The following is a 19,929-nucleotide window of genomic DNA, read 5'->3' on the forward strand; positions in this document are numbered from 1 at the left end:
AAAGAAGATGGAGATGCTTTAATTACATCAATTGCTTCTAGCACAGTAAGTGGTACTTTAACAAAAACCAATGAAAATGCAGTAAATTCAACTGTTGTTCCTGGGGTTCAGCATATAAATGATATTGTAGTTCGAAATAACTCTGGAGTTTCTGAGGTATATCTAGCTGCTGGAGAAGCAGGATATACTGGAGGAGTTTCATTAGGAGGAGACAAAATAGGGGTGTATAAATCTACAGACGGCACAACTTTTACAAAGGTAAATTTTCCAAAAACTTCTGGAGGTAATGATTATGAGCCTAATAATATTGAAATAGCTTCAGACAACTCAATTTATGTGAGCACTACTGCAAGTTTTACTTTTGGTGATGGAGGAGGAGCTATTTTTAAGTCGACAGATGGAGATAATTTTAATTTGGTACATTCTATAGACAATGGACTAAGAACTGAAATAGCACTTTCACCTACGAATGCAGGAACAATTTATGTTTTAGCTGAAATAAATGATTCAACTGCCCCAGTAAAAATATTCAAAACTACTAACGGATTTACAACAGTAAATGAAACAGCCTTACCAAATGATGCAGATACAGATATAGCTGCGAACGACTTTACAAGAGGTCAGGCTTTTTATGATTTGTTAATAAAAGTAGATCCAAACGATGAAAATGTAGTGTATGTAGGAGGAATAGATTTATTTAAATCTACCGATGGAGGAAGCTCTTGGAATCAACTATCTCACTGGTATGGAGGTTTTGGAAAACAATACGTACATGCAGATCACCATGGGATAGCATTTGCATCTTCAACTAGAATGATTTTTGGAAATGATGGGGGAGTATACTTTTCTAATAATTCTGGATTTATTATAACAGAAAGAAATAATAATTATAACACGGTTCAATTTTATACTGTTGGAGTAGCACCCACAACTGCTTTTGACGGAAAAGAATACTTTTTAGCGGGTGCACAAGATAACGGTACTCGATTAATAGCAGATGCTACAGAAGGGATAAATAGTGCTGAAAGAGTTTTTGGAGGAGACGGAGCAGCTAGCTTCTTTGATACAGACGGAACAGATAAATATTACATAGTTAATTATGTGTACAATCAAGCAATAGAATTAAAGAATTTAGCAACTGATGAAGTAATTGTAATTAACGATGAAGATGCCGCAAATGGTGATTTCATTAACCAAGAAGAACTAGATTCAAATTTGAATATTCTATACTCAAATTATTCATCAGGAACGAATTATATAGTAAGAAGGTATTCAAATATTCTATCTACTGCAGTAATAAAGCAACCATTATCTAATTCATTAATGGATGCAGAACCTTCAGCGTTGAAAGTTTCCCCCCATACAACAACTTCAAGCAAGTTATATCTTGGACTAAAAAATGGAAAACTATTAAAGGTTGAAGAAGCAAATTCAGGTTCAGGAACTTGGTCAGAAATTACAGGTCCAGAGTTTATCGGATCAGTTTCTGATATTGAATTCGGTGTTAATGAAAACCAAATATTTGTTACGATGCACAATTACGGAGTACAAAATATCTGGTATACAAATGATGGAGGGGCTAACTGGGTAAGTAAAGAAGGAAATTTACCAGATATTCCAGTAAAAGCTATTTTGCAAAATCCACTAAGCACTAATGAGGTTATTATAGGTACCGATTTAGGTGTGTGGAAAACACAAAACTTTGATGATGCTTCACCAAATTGGTCTCAATCGTATAACGGTATGAGTAATGTACCTGTTTTAGATCTAGATTTAAGAAATGACAATACTGTTTTTGCAGCTACTTATGGTAGAGGTATTTTCTCTGGAAAATTTACAATTGACCCTAATGGAGATGCTGATGGAGACGGTGTGTTAAACGGAGTTGATAACTGCCCTAATACAGCAAATGCAGACCAAGCAGATATTGATAATAATGGAATAGGAGATGTGTGTCAAGATACAGATGAAGATGGTGTTTTAGATGTTGATGATAACTGTCCTAACACAGCAAATCCAAATCAAACAGATATTGATAATAATGGAATAGGAGATGCGTGTCAAGATACCGATGACGATGGTGTAATGGATGATGTGGATAACTGTTTAACTACAAAAAATCCAGATCAAGCAGATACTAACGGTAATGGTATAGGTGATGTGTGTGATACGAGTTATAAGAATGCAGATAACATTTCTGTTAAAACAATTTCAGAAACTTGTGTTGATCAAAACGATGGAAAAATAGTAGTAGAGGCAAAACAAACCTATGTAAGTTATACAGTAACTGTTAAAGGAACTTCAACAGATGTAACCGAGCAATTAACAACCGCTTCAATTACGTTCTCAGATTTAGCTCCAGGAACTTACGAAGTATGCGTAAAAGTTAATGATAGAGATGATTATGTTCAATGTTATGAAGTTAATATTACAGCATCTAATCCAGTAGCATTAAGATTGGCTAAAAATGAAGTATCTCAAAACTATACGGTTAGTGTAACCTCAGGAACGGCACCATATACAGTATATTTAAACGGAAACATACTAGATACATTTACGACATCAACATTTGATGTAAATACTAAAAATAGTGGAGTTTTAGAAGTTAAAACTGCCAAAGCATGTGAAGGAAAGCTGACTGAAATTATTGATAATATTTTCTTGAAAAGAAACCCAGTTTCAGAAACTATTGATTTGTTATTACCAAATAACGCAGCATCAAGTTTTGAAATAAAAGTGTACGATACTAAAGGAAAAATAGTGTTAGATGGAAGTTTTGAGAAACAAGGGAACGAATTATCAATTCCTTTTAACGGATTCAATTCAGGAACCTATATCCTTAAAGTAGGAAACGAAAACACCAACACATTTAAAGTTTTAAAACGATGAGAAAAGCAATAAAAACAATCGCCCTATTTTCACTTCCTTTATTTGTGGCTTGTGGAGGCGGAAGCAAAGAACCTGTAAATGAAGCACCAACAAGTGTAAACTTGGTATATCCTACAGAAAATTTATTATGTATAGATAATAGTATTCCATTTGATTGGAGCGATGCTACAGACCCTAATAATGATAATATTAGTTACAAAGTAGAAATCTCAAAAAACAGAGAATTAACCAATATTGCTAAATCACAAACAGTAAGTAATTCTCAAGCTACAATTACTTTAGAAAAAGGGGTAGCATATTACTGGAGAGTTACTGCAGTAGATAATAAAGGAAAGCAAGGTGAGCCGTCATCAGTATTTGCTTTTTATACAAAAGCAGATGGAGAGAGCAATATAGCACCCTTTACGGCAGAATTAGTGAAACCAGCAGACGAGGACGCAGTGGATGAACTAACGGTTACTTTAGAGTGGAAAGGAGCCGATTCTAATACAGGAGATACCTTAACCTATGATGTTTATTTTGGTGAAGATGCAACTCCAACAACGTTAAAAGAAGAAGGTATAAGCACCAATAGTGTAGAGGCAACTGTCGAGTCAGGAAAAACTTACTATTGGAAAGTAAATACAATTGATAATGCAGGAGCAAAATCGATTGGGCAAATATGGAGTTTTACAGTAAAATAAAACAAGAGTTTAGAATAAAAAACGACGCTATTCAGCGTCGTTTTTTATTGAACTTATTTATTTAAATACTTTTCTGCAACGCTATTCAGCGTCGTTTTTTATTGAACTTATTTATTTAAATACTTTTCTGCAACTTTTTCAAGTTCATCGTACCAATTCTGACCAAACTTTCTAATTAAAGCTTGTTTTACAAATTTGTATACAGGTACTTGCAGTTCTTTTCCTAAAGAGCAAGCATCATCACAAATTTCCCATTTATGGTAATTAACTGCAGCAAACTCACTATAATCTTTTACACGAACAGGATATAAATGACAAGAAACAGGTTTTTTCCAATCTACAATTCCTTGGTTATAGGCTTCTTCAATAGCACACAAGGCAGTTCCTTTATCATCAAAAATAACATAAGCACAATCGGCATCATTGATTAAAGGAGTTTCTAATTCTCCAAAATCGCTAGTTATCCAAGTTCCTTGTTTTTCAATAGCTTCAATACCTTCTTTGCGTAAAAAAGGTTTAATTTTAGGATAAATTTCTTCCAATATTTTGGTTTCTTCTTTTTCTAACGGAGCACCTGCATCACCATCAATACAACAAGCACCTTTACAAGCAGATAAGTTACAGACAAACTCTTTTTCTATAAGATCTTCTGAAACGATGGTTTTTCCTAATTGAAACATAAAATGTATTTAAAGTTGGAAGTTTATATGACTTCACGTAAATTTAAATGCAAAAATACTAGATTGTAACATTACTTATATAATTTTGCACACGAAAAACATCAACTATGAACTTTAACTTTAAAGAAATTTTTACAGCCTTTATGGTATTATTCGCGGTAATTGATATTGTTGGAAACATTCCTATTATTATCGATTTACGTAAAAAAGTAGGGCACATTCAATCAGAAAAAGCCTCAGTTATTGCAGGTTTTATTATGATTCTATTTTTATTTTTAGGACAAAGACTATTAAATTTAATTGGTATAGACGTCCATTCTTTTGCAGTAGCAGGAGCTTTTATCCTATTTTTCTTAGCATTAGAAATGATTTTAGGAATTACCTTATATAGAAGTGATGATGAAGAAGAGGCTTTAAGCGCAACAGTTTTTCCGTTAGCATTCCCATTAATTGCAGGTCCAGGGAGTTTAACAACCTTACTTTCTTTACGTGCAGAGTTTAGTTTAGAAAACATCATAGTAGCAGTATTGTTAAATGTAATTGTAATTTACATCGTGTTAAAAACATCTTCTAAAATTGAACGTGTAATAGGTCCAAACGGAATTAACATTATTAGAAAAATATTTGGAGTTGTGCTACTAGCAATTGCAGTTAAATTATTTGCAGCCAATATTAAAATATTACTAGCATAAAATGAATTTTGACGTATTAGTTGTTGGAGGAGGCGTTGCTGGAATGCAATGCGCCTTAGTTTTAGGTTCTGCATTAAGCAAAGAATATGCTGAAGGAAAAAAGGTTGGAATTATTATGCACCAACGAGCTTCTCATTTACAAGATGCTTTATTTAATAATGTGCTAGGTTTGGTTCCTGGAACTCTAGGGAAAGATATTTTAGAGGAAGGAAAAAAACAGCTAGAAGAAATCTATCCTGAAGTTATTCAAATTGAGAATGAAAAGGTAGTAGCAGTTCTGGATGAAGGTGAAGGGTATAAAATAATCACTAATAAAGGAGAGTATATAAGTAAAATGGTAGTGATTGCATTAAACTATGCAAAACCATTTGAAATTGCTGGCTTAGAGCAATATGTAGAAAAGCATATACGAGCTAATGCAATGAAAGATAGGATACAACTACGTAACTTTAACCATTTAATTAAAGACGGATTGTATGTTTGCGGAACCTTAGCGGGTTGGCGGAGTCAGTTTGCCATTGCTGCTGGAAGTGGAGCAAGTGTTGCAACAGATATTTTAACGGTATGGAATGATCACATACCAACCAAAGTACACGATAAGAATAAATAAGAATAATTATCAATAGTAGTAGATTATGAAGAAAGTAATTGGACTCATAGCAATGTTAGCATTGTTTGTGAATTGTGGAGGTAGCGATAGCGAAGTTATACCCCCAAAAGAAGAAAAGGTTGTCGCTGTAAATGACTCTTATGAAGTAACCGAAGATACAGCTTCTGAATTAAACTTCTTATCAAATGATACGTATACGCAAGGAAGTATAGAAGTGTCGTTCCCAACAACCTCTAATGAAAATGGTATTATAGTTCAAACCAACAATAAAATAACTTATACGCCAGCTAAAAGCTTTGTAGGTGCAGATTCTTTTACTTATACTATTTGTAGTACAAAAGAAGAAGATAAATGTGCAACAGCAACAGTAAGTATAACTGTTGTAGATCAAGGAAATCCAGAAGCAAAAGATGATGCTTATACTACACAAAAAAACACAGAAATTACGATTAGTAATTTCTTAGAAAATGACAATCTAATTGATGATGCAGAATTTGAATCTATTGATAATTCTAGCACAAATGGATCGGTTACCTTAAATAGCAATGGAACAATAAAATATGTGCCACAAGCTGATTTTGTAGGTAATGACACATTTACATATACAATTTGTGATGATGATACTACAAAAAGTTGTTCTACAGCCACTATAACTATTAAGGTAGAAGAGCCTTCTAATAATGCAGGGAGTTTTAATATACCTTCTGAATTAGCTGAATATTATAAAAATACCGATTTTAATTTGACGGGTAATGACCTAAAAGAAGAATTAGCTACAACGATAATAGGTACACATACTACCAACTTATCATATACTCCTGGTGTATGGGATGTATTAAAACAATCTGATTTAGATCCTACAGATAATAGCAAAGTAGTCTTAATTTACGGGTATGATGATAATGACGGAAATTATGTAACAGATAGAACTCGTAGTAAAGATGCAAATGGAGGCGCACAAGGAACTGATTGGAATAGAGAACATGTATACCCTAAGTCTTTAGGAAACCCGAATTTAGGAACATCTGGACCTGGTGCAGATGCACATCATTTAAGACCTTCTGATGTTAAATTTAATAATGATAGATCGAGTAAAAAATTTGCTGCTGGCTCAGGTAATGCTGGTGATGTTTCTGGAAACTGGTATCCAGGTGATGAATGGAAAGGTGATGTAGCGCGTATGATGATGTATATGTATTTACGATATGGGAGTCAATGTTTACCAAAAAATGTAGCTGTAGGTTCTACAGTAGCTTCTGACAGTAATATGGTTGCTTTGTTGTTAGAATGGAATGCTGACGACCCTGTGTCTGATTTAGAAATACAACGTAATAATGTTGTAGCTAATAATCAAGGAAATAGAAATCCATTTATTGATAATCCGTATTTAGCTACTCTAATATGGGATGGTAGTGAAGCGGATAACACCTGGAAGTAACGATTTATTTTTACTATAATTGAAAAGCCTGAGCAGATGCTCAGGCTTTTTTGATTTTGTAATAGATAGTCCCCCACAGATTATCATATTGTAATCAATAGTGGCAAATGTATTTTCTTTTTAAGTTTACAGAACGGAAAAAGGCACAAGCGTAATAAATTTAAGAATGAGTGAAAATTGATATAATTGAACATAAAAAAACAGCCCGAAGCATTTGCTTCGGTTTTTTTATCTATAAAATTATAAAGTCTTATCCTTTAAAACTAGCTTTTAAGAACTCAGAGTTCATACGAGCAATATTTTCTAAAGAAATTCCTTTCGGACATTCAACCTCACAAGCTCCAGTGTTAGTACAGTTACCAAAACCTTCTAAATCCATTTGAGCTACCATGTTTTTAACACGTTCAGTAGCTTCTACTTGTCCTTGAGGTAATAAAGCGTATTGAGATACTTTTGCTCCTACAAATAACATTGCAGATGAGTTTTTACAAGTAGCTACACAAGCACCACAACCAATACAAGTTGCAGCATCCATTGCTTTATCAGCATCTTCTTTAGGAACTAAGATTGCATTCGCATCGGTAGTGTTTCCAGAAGTGTTTACAGAGATGTATCCTCCTGCTTGTTGAATTCTTTCAAAAGAACCTCTGTCAACTACTAAATCTTTAATTACAGGGAAAGCAGCAGCTCTAAATGGCTCAATTGTAATTGTATCACCATCGTTAAACATACGCATGTGTAACTGACAAGTAGTTACACCACGGTCTGGTCCGTGTGCTTCACCGTTGATATACATTGAACACATACCGCAAATTCCTTCACGACAGTCGTGGTCGAATGCTACAGGCTCTTCACCAGTATTTACCAATTGTTCGTTTAATACGTCCATCATTTCTAAGAAAGACATATGCTCAGAAATATCGGTCACCTTATATTCGACCATTTTTCCTTTATCGTTCGCTCCTTTTTGTCTCCAAATTTTTAGCGTAAGATTCATGTTACTCATATCTCTTTTCTTATTTGTATGAACGTTGTTTTAGTTCAATATCGTTAAACTCTAATTCTTCTTTGTGTAAAACAGCATCAGCTGGTTCACCTTTATATTCCCAAGCAGCAACGTAAGCAAAGTTAGCATCATCACGTTTAGCTTCTCCTTTTTGAGGTCCATCTAATTCAACAGACTCTTCTCTAAAGTGTCCTCCACAGGATTCAGTTCTGTTTAAGGCATCTTTAGCGAATAATTCTCCTAATTCTAAGAAATCAGCAACTCTTCCTGCTTTTTCTAATTCAGGATTCATTTCGTTAGCTTCTCCAGGAACTTTTACGTTTTTCCAGAAATCTTCACGTAACTCTTTAATTTCAGCCATTGCTTCTTTTAAACCTTGTTCGTTACGCGCCATTCCACATTTATCCCACATGATTTTTCCTAATTTCTTGTGGTAGTAATCTACAGAATGCTCTCCGTTATTGTTGATGAAGAAATCAATACGATCTTTAACCGCTTTTTCAGCTTCTTCAAATTCTTTTGTTTCAGTTGAAATTTTTCCTGTACGGATATCATTTGATAAATAATCACCAATTGTATAAGGTAACACGAAATATCCGTCAGCTAAACCTTGCATTAAAGCAGAAGCTCCTAAACGGTTTGCACCGTGATCAGAGAAGTTTGCTTCACCAATAGCATAACAACCAGGAATCGTTGTCATTAAGTTATAATCTACCCAAATTCCTCCCATTGTATAGTGCGTTGCAGGATAAATCATCATTGGTGTTTTGTATGGATTGTCATCTACAATCTTCTCATACATTTGGAATAAGTTTCCATATTTAGCTTCTACAATAGCTTCACCTAATTCAGTGATTTTAGTTGCAGAAGGGTTTTCAATACCTTTTAATTTTGCTTGCTCTTTACCGTAACGCTCAATAGCTGATTTAAAATCTAAGTAAACAGCTTCACCAGTAGCATTTACACCATAACCAGCATCACAACGCTCTTTAGCAGCACGAGAAGCTACATCACGAGGTACTAAGTTACCAAAGGCAGGATATCTTCTTTCTAAGTAGTAATCTCTATCTTCTTCAGCGATTTGAGTTGGCTTTAATTTACCTTCTCTAATAGCTAATACATCTTCCATTTTCTTCGGAACCCAAATACGTCCGTCGTTACGTAACGACTCTGACATTAAGGTTAATTTAGACTGATAATCTCCCGAACGAGGAATACATGTTGGGTGAATTTGTGTATAACAAGGGTTTGCAAAGAATGCTCCCTTTTTATGAATTTTCCAAGCAGCTGTTGCGTTAGATCCCATTGCGTTGGTTGATAAGAAATATACGTTTCCGTATCCACCAGAAGCAATTACTACTGCGTGTGCTGAGTGACGCTCAATTTCACCAGTAACTAAGTTACGAGCTATAATTCCACGTGCTTTTCCATCAACAATAACAACGTCTAACATTTCATGACGATTGAACATTTCAATCTTACCACGAGCTATTTGACGGTTCATTGCAGAATACGCTCCTAATAATAACTGCTGACCTGTTTGTCCTTTCGCGTAGAAAGTACGAGATACTAATACCCCACCAAACGAACGGTTATCTAATTGTCCACCATAATCACGAGCAAAAGGAACACCTTGCGCCACACATTGATCGATGATGTTTGCAGAAACCTCAGCTAAACGATAAACGTTAGCCTCACGAGAACGGTAATCTCCACCTTTTACAGTATCGTAAAATAAGCGGTAAAAAGAATCTCCATCTCCTTGATAGTTCTTTGCTGCGTTAATACCTCCTTGTGCTGCAATAGAGTGCGCACGACGAGGAGAATCTTGGTAAGCAAATGCTTTAACGTTGTATCCTAATTCTGCTAAAGTTGCACAAGCAGAACCACCTGCTAAACCAGTACCTACTACAATTACGTCAATTAAACGCTTGTTAGCAGGGTTTACCAAGTCGATTTTATCTTTATAAGTTGTCCACTTATCTTTTAATGGACCTTTTGGTATTTTTGAATCTAAAATTGCCATATTTAAGTGGTTTTATTAGTGGTTGAAATGGTGGAATAATGCAATGATGATAAATCCTGCTGGAATACCAATAGCATATATTTTACCAAATGTTTTCAACCCTCTGGTATATTTGTTATTTGCTCCAACTGATTGGAATGCAGAGCTAAATCCGTGTAATAAGTGTAATGCTAAGAAAACAAAAGCAATTACATAAGCACCTACTCTAAGTGGACTTACAAATTTGTGTTGTAACTCGTGGAAGTATCTAAACTCTCCATCGTGTAAACCACTCCAATCACCTTGAATGAATTTGGTGTTGATTTCTGGAAACCAAAAATCGATAAAGTGTAATACAATAAACGCTAAAATAGCGGCTCCACTATAAATCATGTTTCTACTCATCCAAGTAGAGTTCGCAGCTCCGTTATTTTTAGCATAACTTACTTTACGTGCACTGTTGTTTTTCATTTCTAAGATGAATCCCATTACAAAGTGAAAAACGACACCAAAAATTAAGATTGGTTGCATTACATACTGTACCAAACCGTTAGTTCCCATAAAATGAGATAGTTTGTTGAATGTAGCTCCGTTATCTGGAAAAATTGAGGTGATGTTAATTGCAAAATGTTGTAATAAGAAAAACATCAGGAAGAATGCCGAAAGTGCCATGGCAAATTTTCTTCCAATAGAAGATTTTAGTAATCCGCTCATTATTTTGTTGATTGATTAAATAATAAGACAAATTTAAGCGGAACGCATTACTTGAACAAACTTTACGAATTGTTTTCTTAAATATTTAGAATGGGTTTAAATAGAGGGTTTTTTTGAAAGGGTTTCGTTATCGGTTAAGATATTCGTCGTTTTAATGATTGATATCGTCTGATAGCGAAGTTAGTTGTTTAAAGGTTAAGAATCAAACCAAATTTAAAATATGAGCTAGCTCCAAGGGCTTTTCTAACGGAATCATGTGTCCGCAATTTTTAATGGTAATATTCTTTCCGTTTTTAGTTGTTTGTGCAAACTCTTTTACCTTTTTTGGATTGATAAGTGCATCATTTTCCGCAGTAATAAAAAGCATAGGAATGTTTAATTTTGAAACTTCTTGTGAAATATTCACTCTAGATGAAGTAGCTTTTAACTGACGTAATAATACTTCTTTTCCTAAATCTGCATCCATTTTTTTGATGATGGAAACAATCTTGGAATTACTGTGATTATCAGGATGTAAAAATTGTTGAATTCTTGCTTGTGAGATTCCTTTATAGTTGTGTTTTTCTAAAAAATCAATGGTACTTTTTCGCAGTTGAATTTCTGAATCACTCAATCCGTCTGTGTTGGCGGCAACTATAATTAGTTTTTTTACTTTTTCAGGATGGTGTACCGCAAAGTTCATAGCAGAAAATCCGCCTAAAGAAAACCCAACAATTGTAGCTGGAGTATAAATATGATTTGCAATAATCGTATTGATTTCTTCAAAAGAGTTTGCAGGAGTAATATCAATATGGATAGGCAATATGTTTTCTAATTTCGGAAACACAAATTGCCACAAATCTACCGTACACATCGTACCTGAAATAAAGTATACCTTTTGCATTTATTGATTGTAATTAGAATTGACTAAGCATTTATTGTTTTTCCATTTTCCTTTGAGAGACTCATCAGAAATAATTTTATTATCACAAGTTAAAAAATTTCCTTTTGGGTCTTTTTTGATGATTTTTAGCTTTCCTTGATGAATGGCATTAATAACTCTGTAAATTAATCCATTTTTAGGGAGTTTTCCATTTTCTTCAGAAAGTGACAACCCTATTTCGTTATTAAACAAATCCATTTCCGAAGAAATTTCATCAGGAACAACACCGTCTTCTAATTGTTGTTTTTTAAAAGTTTGATAGTTTTCTTTCTCATGGGTTCTTCCAAGAGATCGAGCCGCATTTTTTCCAATTTCTTGTTGTAACAAAGCCATCCAAAAAGCATGACGAAACGCATCTACTTTTCCACCAGAATAATCACCATCTAACAAGGGAGAAACTCTTATAGAGTCACTTACTCTTAATGCTTCACGTGAAACAATTAAGGCTTGTTTAGCCTTGAAAGGGTGGAGTAGTACCCACTTTTTTTTAGGGGAAGATAATTTTTTAAATTCTTGCCAGTTGGATTGAGAAAACGAAGAAATATTTAAAAAAAGAAAAGTTGTGAGTAGTATTTTTTGCATTAACAATATTTTAGAGCAAAGATATAGGGTTTTGCTTGTTCTTGTTTTGTGTAAGAAAATAATGAAAAAAAAACCACGCAACGCGTGGTCAACTACACAACTAATACGTTTGTTACACTAATACAAACAACCTTTTTTGACATGGTAAAACTACAGCTAACAAGATGAATAGATATTATTTAAGTTTTAACAAAAGGTCAAATTAATGTGCTCTTTATGTTTTTAATGTTATCTAAAAACAACAGATATTATTGTTTTTAAAATAGCGAAAAGAGGGGTTGTGGTCTCCCCAAGAAATTCCTTTTCCAGTTTTAAAAGCCTCTTCAACTTTTGGTTCGTCATGGTATACTGAAGAAACTGCATAAAAACAGGACTTTTATTATTACCGAAAACCGCAGTTTGTTCAGGAGTCATATAAAAATTATTATTAGTAGCATCGTACTCTACATATCCAGAAGCAGCATGTGCAGCTAACCATTCTCTTACATATCTTTCTGATGTATTTGTTTTATCTGCCAATTCACTAGAAGATAAAGCATCAGATTCTGAAAGAGATTTGTACAATTCTAGTTTGTCACCAATAGTAACAAGAGGTTCATTAGCAGCAGCCCCTATTTCGGTAACTATTTTTCCTAATAAGTCGTGTAGTTTTGTTTCGTTTAGTTCCATAATTAAATAGTTTAGTTGTTAGTAGAAAAACTAATGAGAAACAACTCGTTAATTATGCACTAGATAAAGTAGAAAGCTTGCAAACTCATTAGTAATATGAGGAGCGAGCTGAATTTAAAAAATAAAAAAACAGGCAACAAAGGAAATCCCTGCTAATTGGCAGGGATTTTTTACTGTTTTTTACGATAAGCTTTTGTTTACTCCTTTATAAAGAACTATAAAAATAAAAACGCCGTTACATTTTATATTAGAAAATGTAACGGCGTTTAAAAAGTATGGAAAATGATACTATTTATTCATAATATCTTCTATTTCGTCTGCTTCAATAGGTATGTTGCGCATTAAGTTAAAAGGCTCACCAGTTTCTTGAATTACAACATCATCTTCTAAACGAATACCAAAACCTTCCTCAGGAATATAAATACCAGGTTCTACCGTAAATACCATATTAGCTTCCATTGGTTGGTGTAATAATCCGTAGTCATGCGTGTCTAATCCCATGTGGTGAGAAGTTCCGTGCATAAAGTACTTTTTGTAAGCAGGCCAATTAGGATCTTCATTTTGTACATCTGCTTTGTCTAATAAGCCTAAACCTAATAATTCAGAAGTCATTAATTTACCAACTTCTACATGATAATCAGCCCAAAGAGTTCCTGTAACTAACATTTTTGTAGCATCATTTTTTACGCGGTTTACAGCATTGTATACTGCTTTTTGTCTGTCAGTAAAACGACCAGAAACAGGAATGGTACGAGTCATATCTGAAGAATAATTCGCGTATTCAGCCCCTACATCCATCAATAATAAATCACCTGCTTTACATTGTTGGTTGTTTTCAATATAGTGTAATACGTTTGCGTTGTTACCTGATGCAATAATTGGTGTATAAGCAAATTTCTTAGAACGGTTTCTGATGAATTCATGAATAAACTCAGCTTCTACTTCATATTCCCAAACACCAGGTTTTACGAAATCTAATACGCGTCTGAATCCTTTTTCAGTAATATCACAAGCAATTTGAATTAAATCGATTTCGATTTGATCTTTTAGTGAACGTAAACGTTGTAAAATAGGATTGCTCTTTGCTACAGAGTGTGCAGGATATTTATTTAATAACCATTTAGTAAAACGAGCCTCACGCGTTTCAGTTTCAACAGTAGCACGGTAATGCTCGTTTGTGTTGATGTAAACCGTATCAGCTAACGCCATCATTTCAGCCAATACTTTTTCTAAATCCTGTAACCAGTGTACATTTTTAATTCCGCTAGTTTCTAAGGCTTTTTCTTTGGTTAGTTTTTCCCCTTCCCAAACAGCAATGTGTTCATTGGTTTCACGTAAAAATAATACTTCACGTAAGTTTTCTTTTGGGCAATCTGGAAATAAAACCAACACACTTTCTTCTTGATCTACACCACTTAAAAAGAAAATATCTCGGTGTTGTTCAAAAGGTAAAGTGCTATCTGCACTTACAGGATATATATCGTTTGAGTTAAAAACAGCTAAACTATTTGGCTTCATTTGCGCCATAAAGTTTTTACGATTTTTTATAAATAATTGACTGTTTATTGCGTCGTATTTCATAATGATTCAATTAAATTTGATAAAGTCCTTCAAAAATACGGAAAGAAACTGTGCAAATATTAGCCATTTGGCGCTAATTTATGTTTTTTCGAATCCTACTCATGTGTCGGGTAGAAATTCCTAAAAAGGAAGCTAAATAGTGTAGCGGAACTTCTTGAAGCAATTTAGGTTCGTTTACGAGTAGTTTTTTGTAACGCTCTTCTGGTGTTAGTGTTAGTAGATCAATACGGTAATCGTCAATTAAAAAAATTTGATGTTCAACTAAATTGTAATAAAACTGATGAAAAGCCTTGTTGTGTTTCATTAAATATTTAAAATCATCTATCGTAATAACCCAAAGTTTGCAAGTACTTAATGCTTTGATGTTTTTAGGGGAAGGGGTTTGTTGTAAAAAACTTTTTAATGATGAGGTAAAACTATTTTTTAAACCTAAATAAGTGGTTTTTTCCTCTCCAGAAACAGCAACAGCATGCTGTAAAATACCACTTTCTATAAAACAGAAATAAGAGCAAATTTCTCCTTTTTCAACAAAATATTGGTTTTTTAACAAAGAAAACTCTTTAAAATACTCGACAATCTCAGGAATGAGATTGTTTAAAGCGTCGTCATTTACAATTTCTTGAAGGTGTTGTGCTACTATTTTTTTTGAAGCTTCCATTTATGGAAATAAATTTTAGCTTAAAAATATAAAAAAAGAAGCTATTTCAAAACATTTAATACCATGTCATTTTGAATGAATTTGAGAATTCTATTACAAAAAATATCCCTTAACTTGTAATAGTTAAAATTTCTCTACACGCGAAAATGACGTTTTGAAATAACCTCTTTTTGAGAGTTTATGTTTATAAGAATTATTCTAGCTCAACAGTTCCCATATCGGTGTTTTCACCTAGAACAGAATTAACTCCTTCAACAGTTTTTGGTGTTAAACCAGAAGCTTCATCTGGAGTAAAGGTTACGTTGTAAGTACCAGCTGGAACTCCGTGTAACATAAATTTACCTTCTTCATTTGTTAAAGTTGTAATTGTTTCTTCTCCAACAACAGCGCTAACCTCTACTTGATAGTCAAAAGGATTTACCATTCCAGAAATAGCACCTGAAGCAGCTTCAGTAATTACTCTAATGGTTGGTTTTAAACTATAACCTCCGTTACCTTCAACTACGATTGATTTATCAACCATAAAATCTAAGATAAATGAGTATTTAACACCACCTACTAAATCTTGGTGTACATTTAATTTTAATCCTGATTGTTGAGCGCTAGGGGTTGCTAATGGATGTGTTTGTCCATCTACCACAATCGAATTGTTTTCACCTAAAACCAAACGGATTTGGCTAATTTTTCCAGCAGGAATTTCGGTATCAACTAATAAAGCCTCAACTCCTCCGGTTAACTCCAATAAGTCATATACTTGCGGGGTTACGTTTCCTAAGCTCTTCCATCCGTTTTCTCCATCGTTTACATTGATCATCACGTCTTGTACGTCGATGTTTACTGCATCATAATCTCCAGGAGCATCAACTAAGCGAACCTCTACTTGAGATGTTTTTGGATCATCGTTAGAGCAGCTAATAAAAGCGGTAAAAAATGTTGCTAAAGCAACTAATAAAAAAACATGTTTTTTCATAATTATATTGGTTTTGTAATACACAACATATAACCAAAAATTTACCGAAATATTGCTTTACGTAATGATTAAAGTTCTAAAAACTACTGATAACTAATGAGATAATTTTGTTATTAAGATATTTTATTACTATTTCTTCTATTGCGGTTGTTTCGTTTTCTAGGGGTGTGTTTTTTAGCGTCTTTAGAAGTAGCTGTAGGCTTCTTTTTTTTAGATTTTAAAGGTTTCTTAGAAGTCTTTTTTTCAGTACGCTCTGTGTTTGAACGTTCCGTAATTACTTCATTTTTTATAGTGGATAAATCAAAACCTTCTAGTTCAGAAATAATAATTTTTTGTCCTAATAATTTTTCAATACTTTTTAAGTAAGCTTCCTCTTCTTGAGACACTAAAGAAATAGCTTCTCCACTAGCGCCTGCTCTTCCTGTTCTACCAATTCGGTGTACATAATCTTCAGGAACATTAGGAAGTTCAAAATTAATAACGTGTGGTAATAATGGAATATCCAACCCACGAGCTGCAATATCAGTAGCTACTAATACTCGAATAGAATTGTCTTTAAAGCCTTTTAACGCTTTGGTTCTTGCACCTTGACTTTTATTACCGTGTATAGCAGCGGCAGAAATTCCTCGTTTAACTAGTTTTTCAGTTAACCTGTTAGCACCGTGTTTAGTTCGAGTAAAAATTAATACTTGACTCCAGTTTCCTTTTGAAATTAACTGACCGACTAATTCGGTTTTTTTGCTTTTTGGAACTTTGTATAGTTTCTGATTTACTTTTTCAGCAGTTGTGTTTTCAGGAGCCGCTTCAACCAACACAGGATTGTGTAAAATACCTTCTGCTAATTTTTTTATTTCTTTAGAAAAAGTTGCTGAAAACAACAAATTTTGACGTTTTTGAGGTAAAAAAGAGATGATTTTTTTAATATCTCGTAAAAAACCCATGTCAAGCATTCTGTCAGCTTCATCTAAAACCAAAACGTCAACACGTTTTAAAGAAAGTTGATTTTGCTCGTGTAAATCTATTAATCTACCAGGAGTAGCCACTAAAACATCAATTCCGTTTTTAAGTGTTGCTATTTGAGAGCTTGGTTTTACGCCACCAAAAATAGCGGTAGATTTAATATTTAAATGGGTGCTGTATTCGCGAACATTATCATAAACCTGGGCAGCTAATTCTCTTGTAGGCGTTAGTACCAATGCTTTGATTGGACGATATTTTGGATTCTTTTTTTCTGATATATTTTGTAAAATAGGCAAGGTAAACCCTGCAGTTTTCCCTGTTCCGGTTTGTGCAGAAGCTAATACGTCTTTGCCTTCTAAAATAACTGGAATTGCTTTTTCTTGAATGGGAGAGGGGGTTTCGTACCCTTTTTCGGTTACAGCTTTCACTAAAGCTTTTGATAAACCTAACGATGTAAATGTCATATATAATTCTTCAGTAGAATCTAAAATAAGATACCACTATGAGCTTACAAAGGTACTGCTATTTATTGGGCTTCGTCTATAAATAAAAAAGACGCCTTATTTAGGGCGTCTTTTCTTTAGCTTTAATATGTGTTTAACTTTTAGCCATGACACCTTTAATAATACCAACAATAACCAGTAAAACAGCTCCACCAACACCACTTCCAACAATGTTTCCGATAATACCAGAAATATCAATGTTTAGCATTCCTAACAATTGAGCTCCTAGGCCACCACCTAAAATTCCTACAACAGAGTTCCAAAGGGTACCTAAAGAATACTTTTTTAATACAGCTCCTGCAAGATTACCACCTACAGCACCGCTTAATAAGCTAATAAGAAATTCCATAATTTATAATTTTTGATTAGTTAATTTGAATTAAAGAACGTAAAAAATAAATTATAAAACAAATAAAATCAGTTTGTTAGGTGTTTCCTAAGTGAAATAAAGGATCTCCCATATTAATAATCGGAAAGTTGTTTTTAGCAATGATATAGCCATTTGCTGGAGATTTTACGGTAAAGTTTGTTTCTCCATAAGTATCCATAATATGCCCTAAAATTTGCCCTTTTTCAACTTTTTCACCATTGTGTACTGTTGGTGTAAAGAGTCCTGCAACTTTAGCACGTATCCATCTTCTTTTTTTGATGTGAATAGAGGAAGGATTTTCAGGAACTTGAACTCTTTCGTGTATCATTTTAAAGTGTTTTAGAATACGAAGTGTTCCATCAATTCCTTGTTGAATGGCTTTTTCTTCTAAACGCAATGATTCTCCTCCTTCATAAACAATTACAGGAATATTGTTTTTATAACATTGATTTCTAAAGGACTTCGGAATAAGGCTAGAACCGAACATAAATGGAGCACTAAAAATACTGGCTAGTGTACGTCCTATTTCATCTTGAGGTGTATATCGTATTTGTGGAAAGTTGTTGCGTTGTTCACCACCCGTATGATAATCAATAGCGAAATCTACATTGTTAGTTATTTCTTTTATCAGGTAATATGCCATTCTACTGGCTAAAGATCCTGTTTTAGATCCAGGAAAGCTTCGGTTTACATCTTTACCATGCATGTCACGAGACATGTTTAAGAAACCAAAAACATTTAACAAAGGAACCACAATAACACAACCACGATGAATTTTATACGATTTATCAATTAACATTCTTCGTACCAATTCTACGCTATTAACCTCGTCTCCATGTAAACCACCCTGTAATAAAATAGTTGGACCTACTTCATCTCCGTTAAAAATATAGACAGGGATTTCTATGAGGGTTCCTGTAGGTAATCTATCAATTGGGATTCTGATGAGTTTAGATTCACCCAATCCTATTTTTTGCCCTCTTATTTCTATGGTTTCGTTTTTAAAGTTTTGGTCGAACATTTTCTTCTAAAAATTTAATAATAGTTTTAGCGATATTGTCTTTGGTGTACGTTTCAATTCCTTGCAAACCAGGAGTAGAGTTAACTTCAATTAATAAGGGTCCTCGTTTTGAACGTATCATATCCACTCCAGCAACAGCAAGGTTTAAGAGTTGAGTAGCTTTAATGGCTATTTCTTCTTCTTCTGGGGTTAAAGTAACTTTACATCCACTTCCTCCTTTATGAATGTTTGAACGAAAATCATCGTCTAATCCTTTACGTTTCATTGAAGAAATTACCTTACCGTCTACCACAAAAGCACGAATATCTTCACTATTACTTTCTTTAATAAATTCTTGCAATAAAATACCAGTATTAGAGCTGTATAAAGTGTCAATAATAGAAATGGCAGATTTTTTACTTTCTGCTAAAATAACTCCCGATCCGTGTGTGCCTTCTTGTAATTTAATTATGATAGGAGCTTCTCCTAATAAGTTTATTTGTTCTGCTACATTTTCAGTATCTACAGAAAAAACAGTTTGTGGTATTGGCAATCCATTTCTGCTAGCTATTTGTAAGGTCTCTATTTTGTTTTGTGCTTTTAAAATACCAGATGAACTAGCTGTACTGTACACTCCATTTAGTTCAAACTCTTTTACAACAGCAGCTCCGTGCCTCATTGCAGAAAAGCCTATTCGAGGAATAATAATATCAGGAATGTCAATAATGTTTTTACCTTGATAAATAATTGCAGGTTTGTCTTTACCTAGTTTTATAGAACATTTTAAATGATTTATAATTTCAACTTTATGACCTCTACGAAGTGCTTCTTTATATATTCTTTGTGTTGAATAAATATGTTCGCTAACAGAAAGAATAAAAATGGTCATAGCTTTATGTAATTGAGTTAACACAAATCTAATAATTTTTTGCGGGTGTATTACTTGGAGGAAATACCCCAAATTTCTGTTAATTTTTTTGAAATAGTTTTAACATAC

General features: G+C 33.7%; 19 protein-coding genes. 5 read left to right on the top strand and 14 right to left on the bottom strand.

The window, feature by feature from the left end:
* A partial coding sequence (locus tag OU788_RS07305; protein ID WP_274634557.1) for a thrombospondin type 3 repeat-containing protein occupies positions 1 to 2,889 on the top strand: 2,889 nt, incomplete at its 5' end.
* Entirely contained in the window at positions 2,886 to 3,572 is a 687-nt protein-coding gene (locus OU788_RS07310; RefSeq protein ID WP_274634558.1) for a hypothetical protein, read from the top strand. The genes OU788_RS07305 and OU788_RS07310, both read left to right, overlap by 4 nt.
* A 107-nt stretch (positions 3,573 to 3,679) precedes the next feature.
* Here the strand turns inward: OU788_RS07310 and OU788_RS07315 are convergent, their stop codons facing one another.
* On the bottom strand, positions 3,680 to 4,252 hold the full coding sequence (locus tag OU788_RS07315) for a DUF3109 family protein (protein WP_274634559.1): 573 nt from the start codon (positions 4,250 to 4,252) through the stop codon (positions 3,680 to 3,682).
* 107 nt (positions 4,253 to 4,359) lie between these two features.
* Here OU788_RS07315 and OU788_RS07320 point away from each other — a divergent pair, with 107 nt between their 5' ends.
* From OU788_RS07320 to OU788_RS07330, 3 genes are read left to right on the top strand one after another with little or no spacing between them, the layout of a single operon-like run.
* Positions 4,360 to 4,944, top strand: a complete 585-nt coding sequence (locus OU788_RS07320) for a MarC family protein (protein ID WP_274634560.1) — start codon at positions 4,360 to 4,362, stop codon at positions 4,942 to 4,944.
* 1 nt (position 4,945) lies between these two features.
* Positions 4,946 to 5,554, top strand: a complete 609-nt coding sequence (locus OU788_RS07325; protein WP_274634561.1) for an FAD-dependent oxidoreductase — start codon at positions 4,946 to 4,948, stop codon at positions 5,552 to 5,554.
* Between the two features lie 25 nt (positions 5,555 to 5,579).
* Positions 5,580 to 6,992, top strand: coding sequence for an endonuclease (locus OU788_RS07330; RefSeq protein WP_274634562.1), 1,413 nt, complete (start codon positions 5,580 to 5,582; stop codon positions 6,990 to 6,992).
* 250 nt (positions 6,993 to 7,242) lie between these two features.
* Here OU788_RS07330 and OU788_RS07335 read toward each other — a convergent pair whose 3' ends face one another.
* From OU788_RS07335 to OU788_RS07395, 13 genes are all read right to left on the bottom strand, one after another.
* A complete protein-coding gene (locus OU788_RS07335) occupies positions 7,243 to 7,998 on the bottom strand; it encodes a succinate dehydrogenase/fumarate reductase iron-sulfur subunit (protein WP_274634563.1) in 756 nt (251 codons plus the stop codon).
* Positions 7,999 to 8,008: 10 nt separating this feature from the next.
* Complete coding sequence (locus OU788_RS07340; protein ID WP_274634564.1) at positions 8,009 to 10,024, bottom strand: fumarate reductase/succinate dehydrogenase flavoprotein subunit; 2,016 nt, start codon at positions 10,022 to 10,024, stop codon at positions 8,009 to 8,011.
* Positions 10,025 to 10,039: 15 nt separating this feature from the next.
* Positions 10,040 to 10,717, bottom strand: a complete 678-nt coding sequence (locus tag OU788_RS07345; protein ID WP_274634565.1) for a succinate dehydrogenase cytochrome b subunit — start codon at positions 10,715 to 10,717, stop codon at positions 10,040 to 10,042.
* A 202-nt stretch (positions 10,718 to 10,919) separates the two neighbouring features.
* Complete coding sequence (locus OU788_RS07350) at positions 10,920 to 11,600, bottom strand: alpha/beta fold hydrolase (protein ID WP_274634566.1); 681 nt, start codon at positions 11,598 to 11,600, stop codon at positions 10,920 to 10,922.
* Positions 11,601 to 12,221 carry a DUF6973 domain-containing protein gene (locus OU788_RS07355; protein ID WP_274634567.1) on the bottom strand — a complete coding sequence of 207 codons (621 nt, stop codon included), beginning with the start codon at positions 12,219 to 12,221 and terminating at the stop codon, positions 11,601 to 11,603. It lies immediately after the preceding gene.
* Positions 12,222 to 12,449: 228 nt separating this feature from the next.
* Entirely contained in the window at positions 12,450 to 12,890 is a 441-nt protein-coding gene (locus OU788_RS07360) for a hypothetical protein (protein WP_274634568.1), read from the bottom strand.
* A 288-nt stretch (positions 12,891 to 13,178) separates the two neighbouring features.
* Entirely contained in the window at positions 13,179 to 14,471 is a 1,293-nt protein-coding gene (locus OU788_RS07365) for an aminopeptidase P family protein (RefSeq protein WP_274634569.1), read from the bottom strand.
* A gap of 73 nt (positions 14,472 to 14,544) precedes the next feature.
* Entirely contained in the window at positions 14,545 to 15,129 is a 585-nt protein-coding gene (locus tag OU788_RS07370; protein WP_274634570.1) for a Crp/Fnr family transcriptional regulator, read from the bottom strand.
* 193 nt (positions 15,130 to 15,322) lie between these two features.
* On the bottom strand, positions 15,323 to 16,099 hold the full coding sequence (locus OU788_RS07375) for a DUF4382 domain-containing protein (protein ID WP_274634571.1): 777 nt from the start codon (positions 16,097 to 16,099) through the stop codon (positions 15,323 to 15,325).
* A 113-nt stretch (positions 16,100 to 16,212) separates the two neighbouring features.
* Positions 16,213 to 17,523: a DEAD/DEAH box helicase gene (locus OU788_RS07380; RefSeq protein ID WP_274634572.1), complete on the bottom strand. Its 1,311-nt coding sequence runs from the start codon at positions 17,521 to 17,523 to the stop codon at positions 16,213 to 16,215.
* 133 nt (positions 17,524 to 17,656) lie between these two features.
* Positions 17,657 to 17,911 (bottom strand): hypothetical protein, encoded by a 255-nt coding sequence (locus tag OU788_RS07385; RefSeq protein WP_274634573.1) that lies wholly within the window; start codon positions 17,909 to 17,911, stop codon positions 17,657 to 17,659.
* Positions 17,912 to 17,987: 76 nt separating this feature from the next.
* Positions 17,988 to 18,953 (bottom strand): succinylglutamate desuccinylase/aspartoacylase family protein, encoded by a 966-nt coding sequence (locus tag OU788_RS07390; protein WP_274634574.1) that lies wholly within the window; start codon positions 18,951 to 18,953, stop codon positions 17,988 to 17,990.
* The gene (locus OU788_RS07395) at positions 18,934 to 19,821 is read right to left on the bottom strand and encodes an ATP-grasp domain-containing protein (protein ID WP_274634575.1); all 888 of its coding nucleotides are present in this window, start codon (positions 19,819 to 19,821) and stop codon (positions 18,934 to 18,936) included. Before OU788_RS07395 ends, OU788_RS07390 begins: the two co-directional genes overlap by 20 nt.
* Between the last annotated feature and the right edge of the window lie 108 nt (positions 19,822 to 19,929).

Source organism: Tenacibaculum sp. L6 (assembly GCF_028823685.1).
In the GTDB taxonomy this organism is placed as follows: Bacteria; Bacteroidota; Bacteroidia; order Flavobacteriales; family Flavobacteriaceae; genus Polaribacter.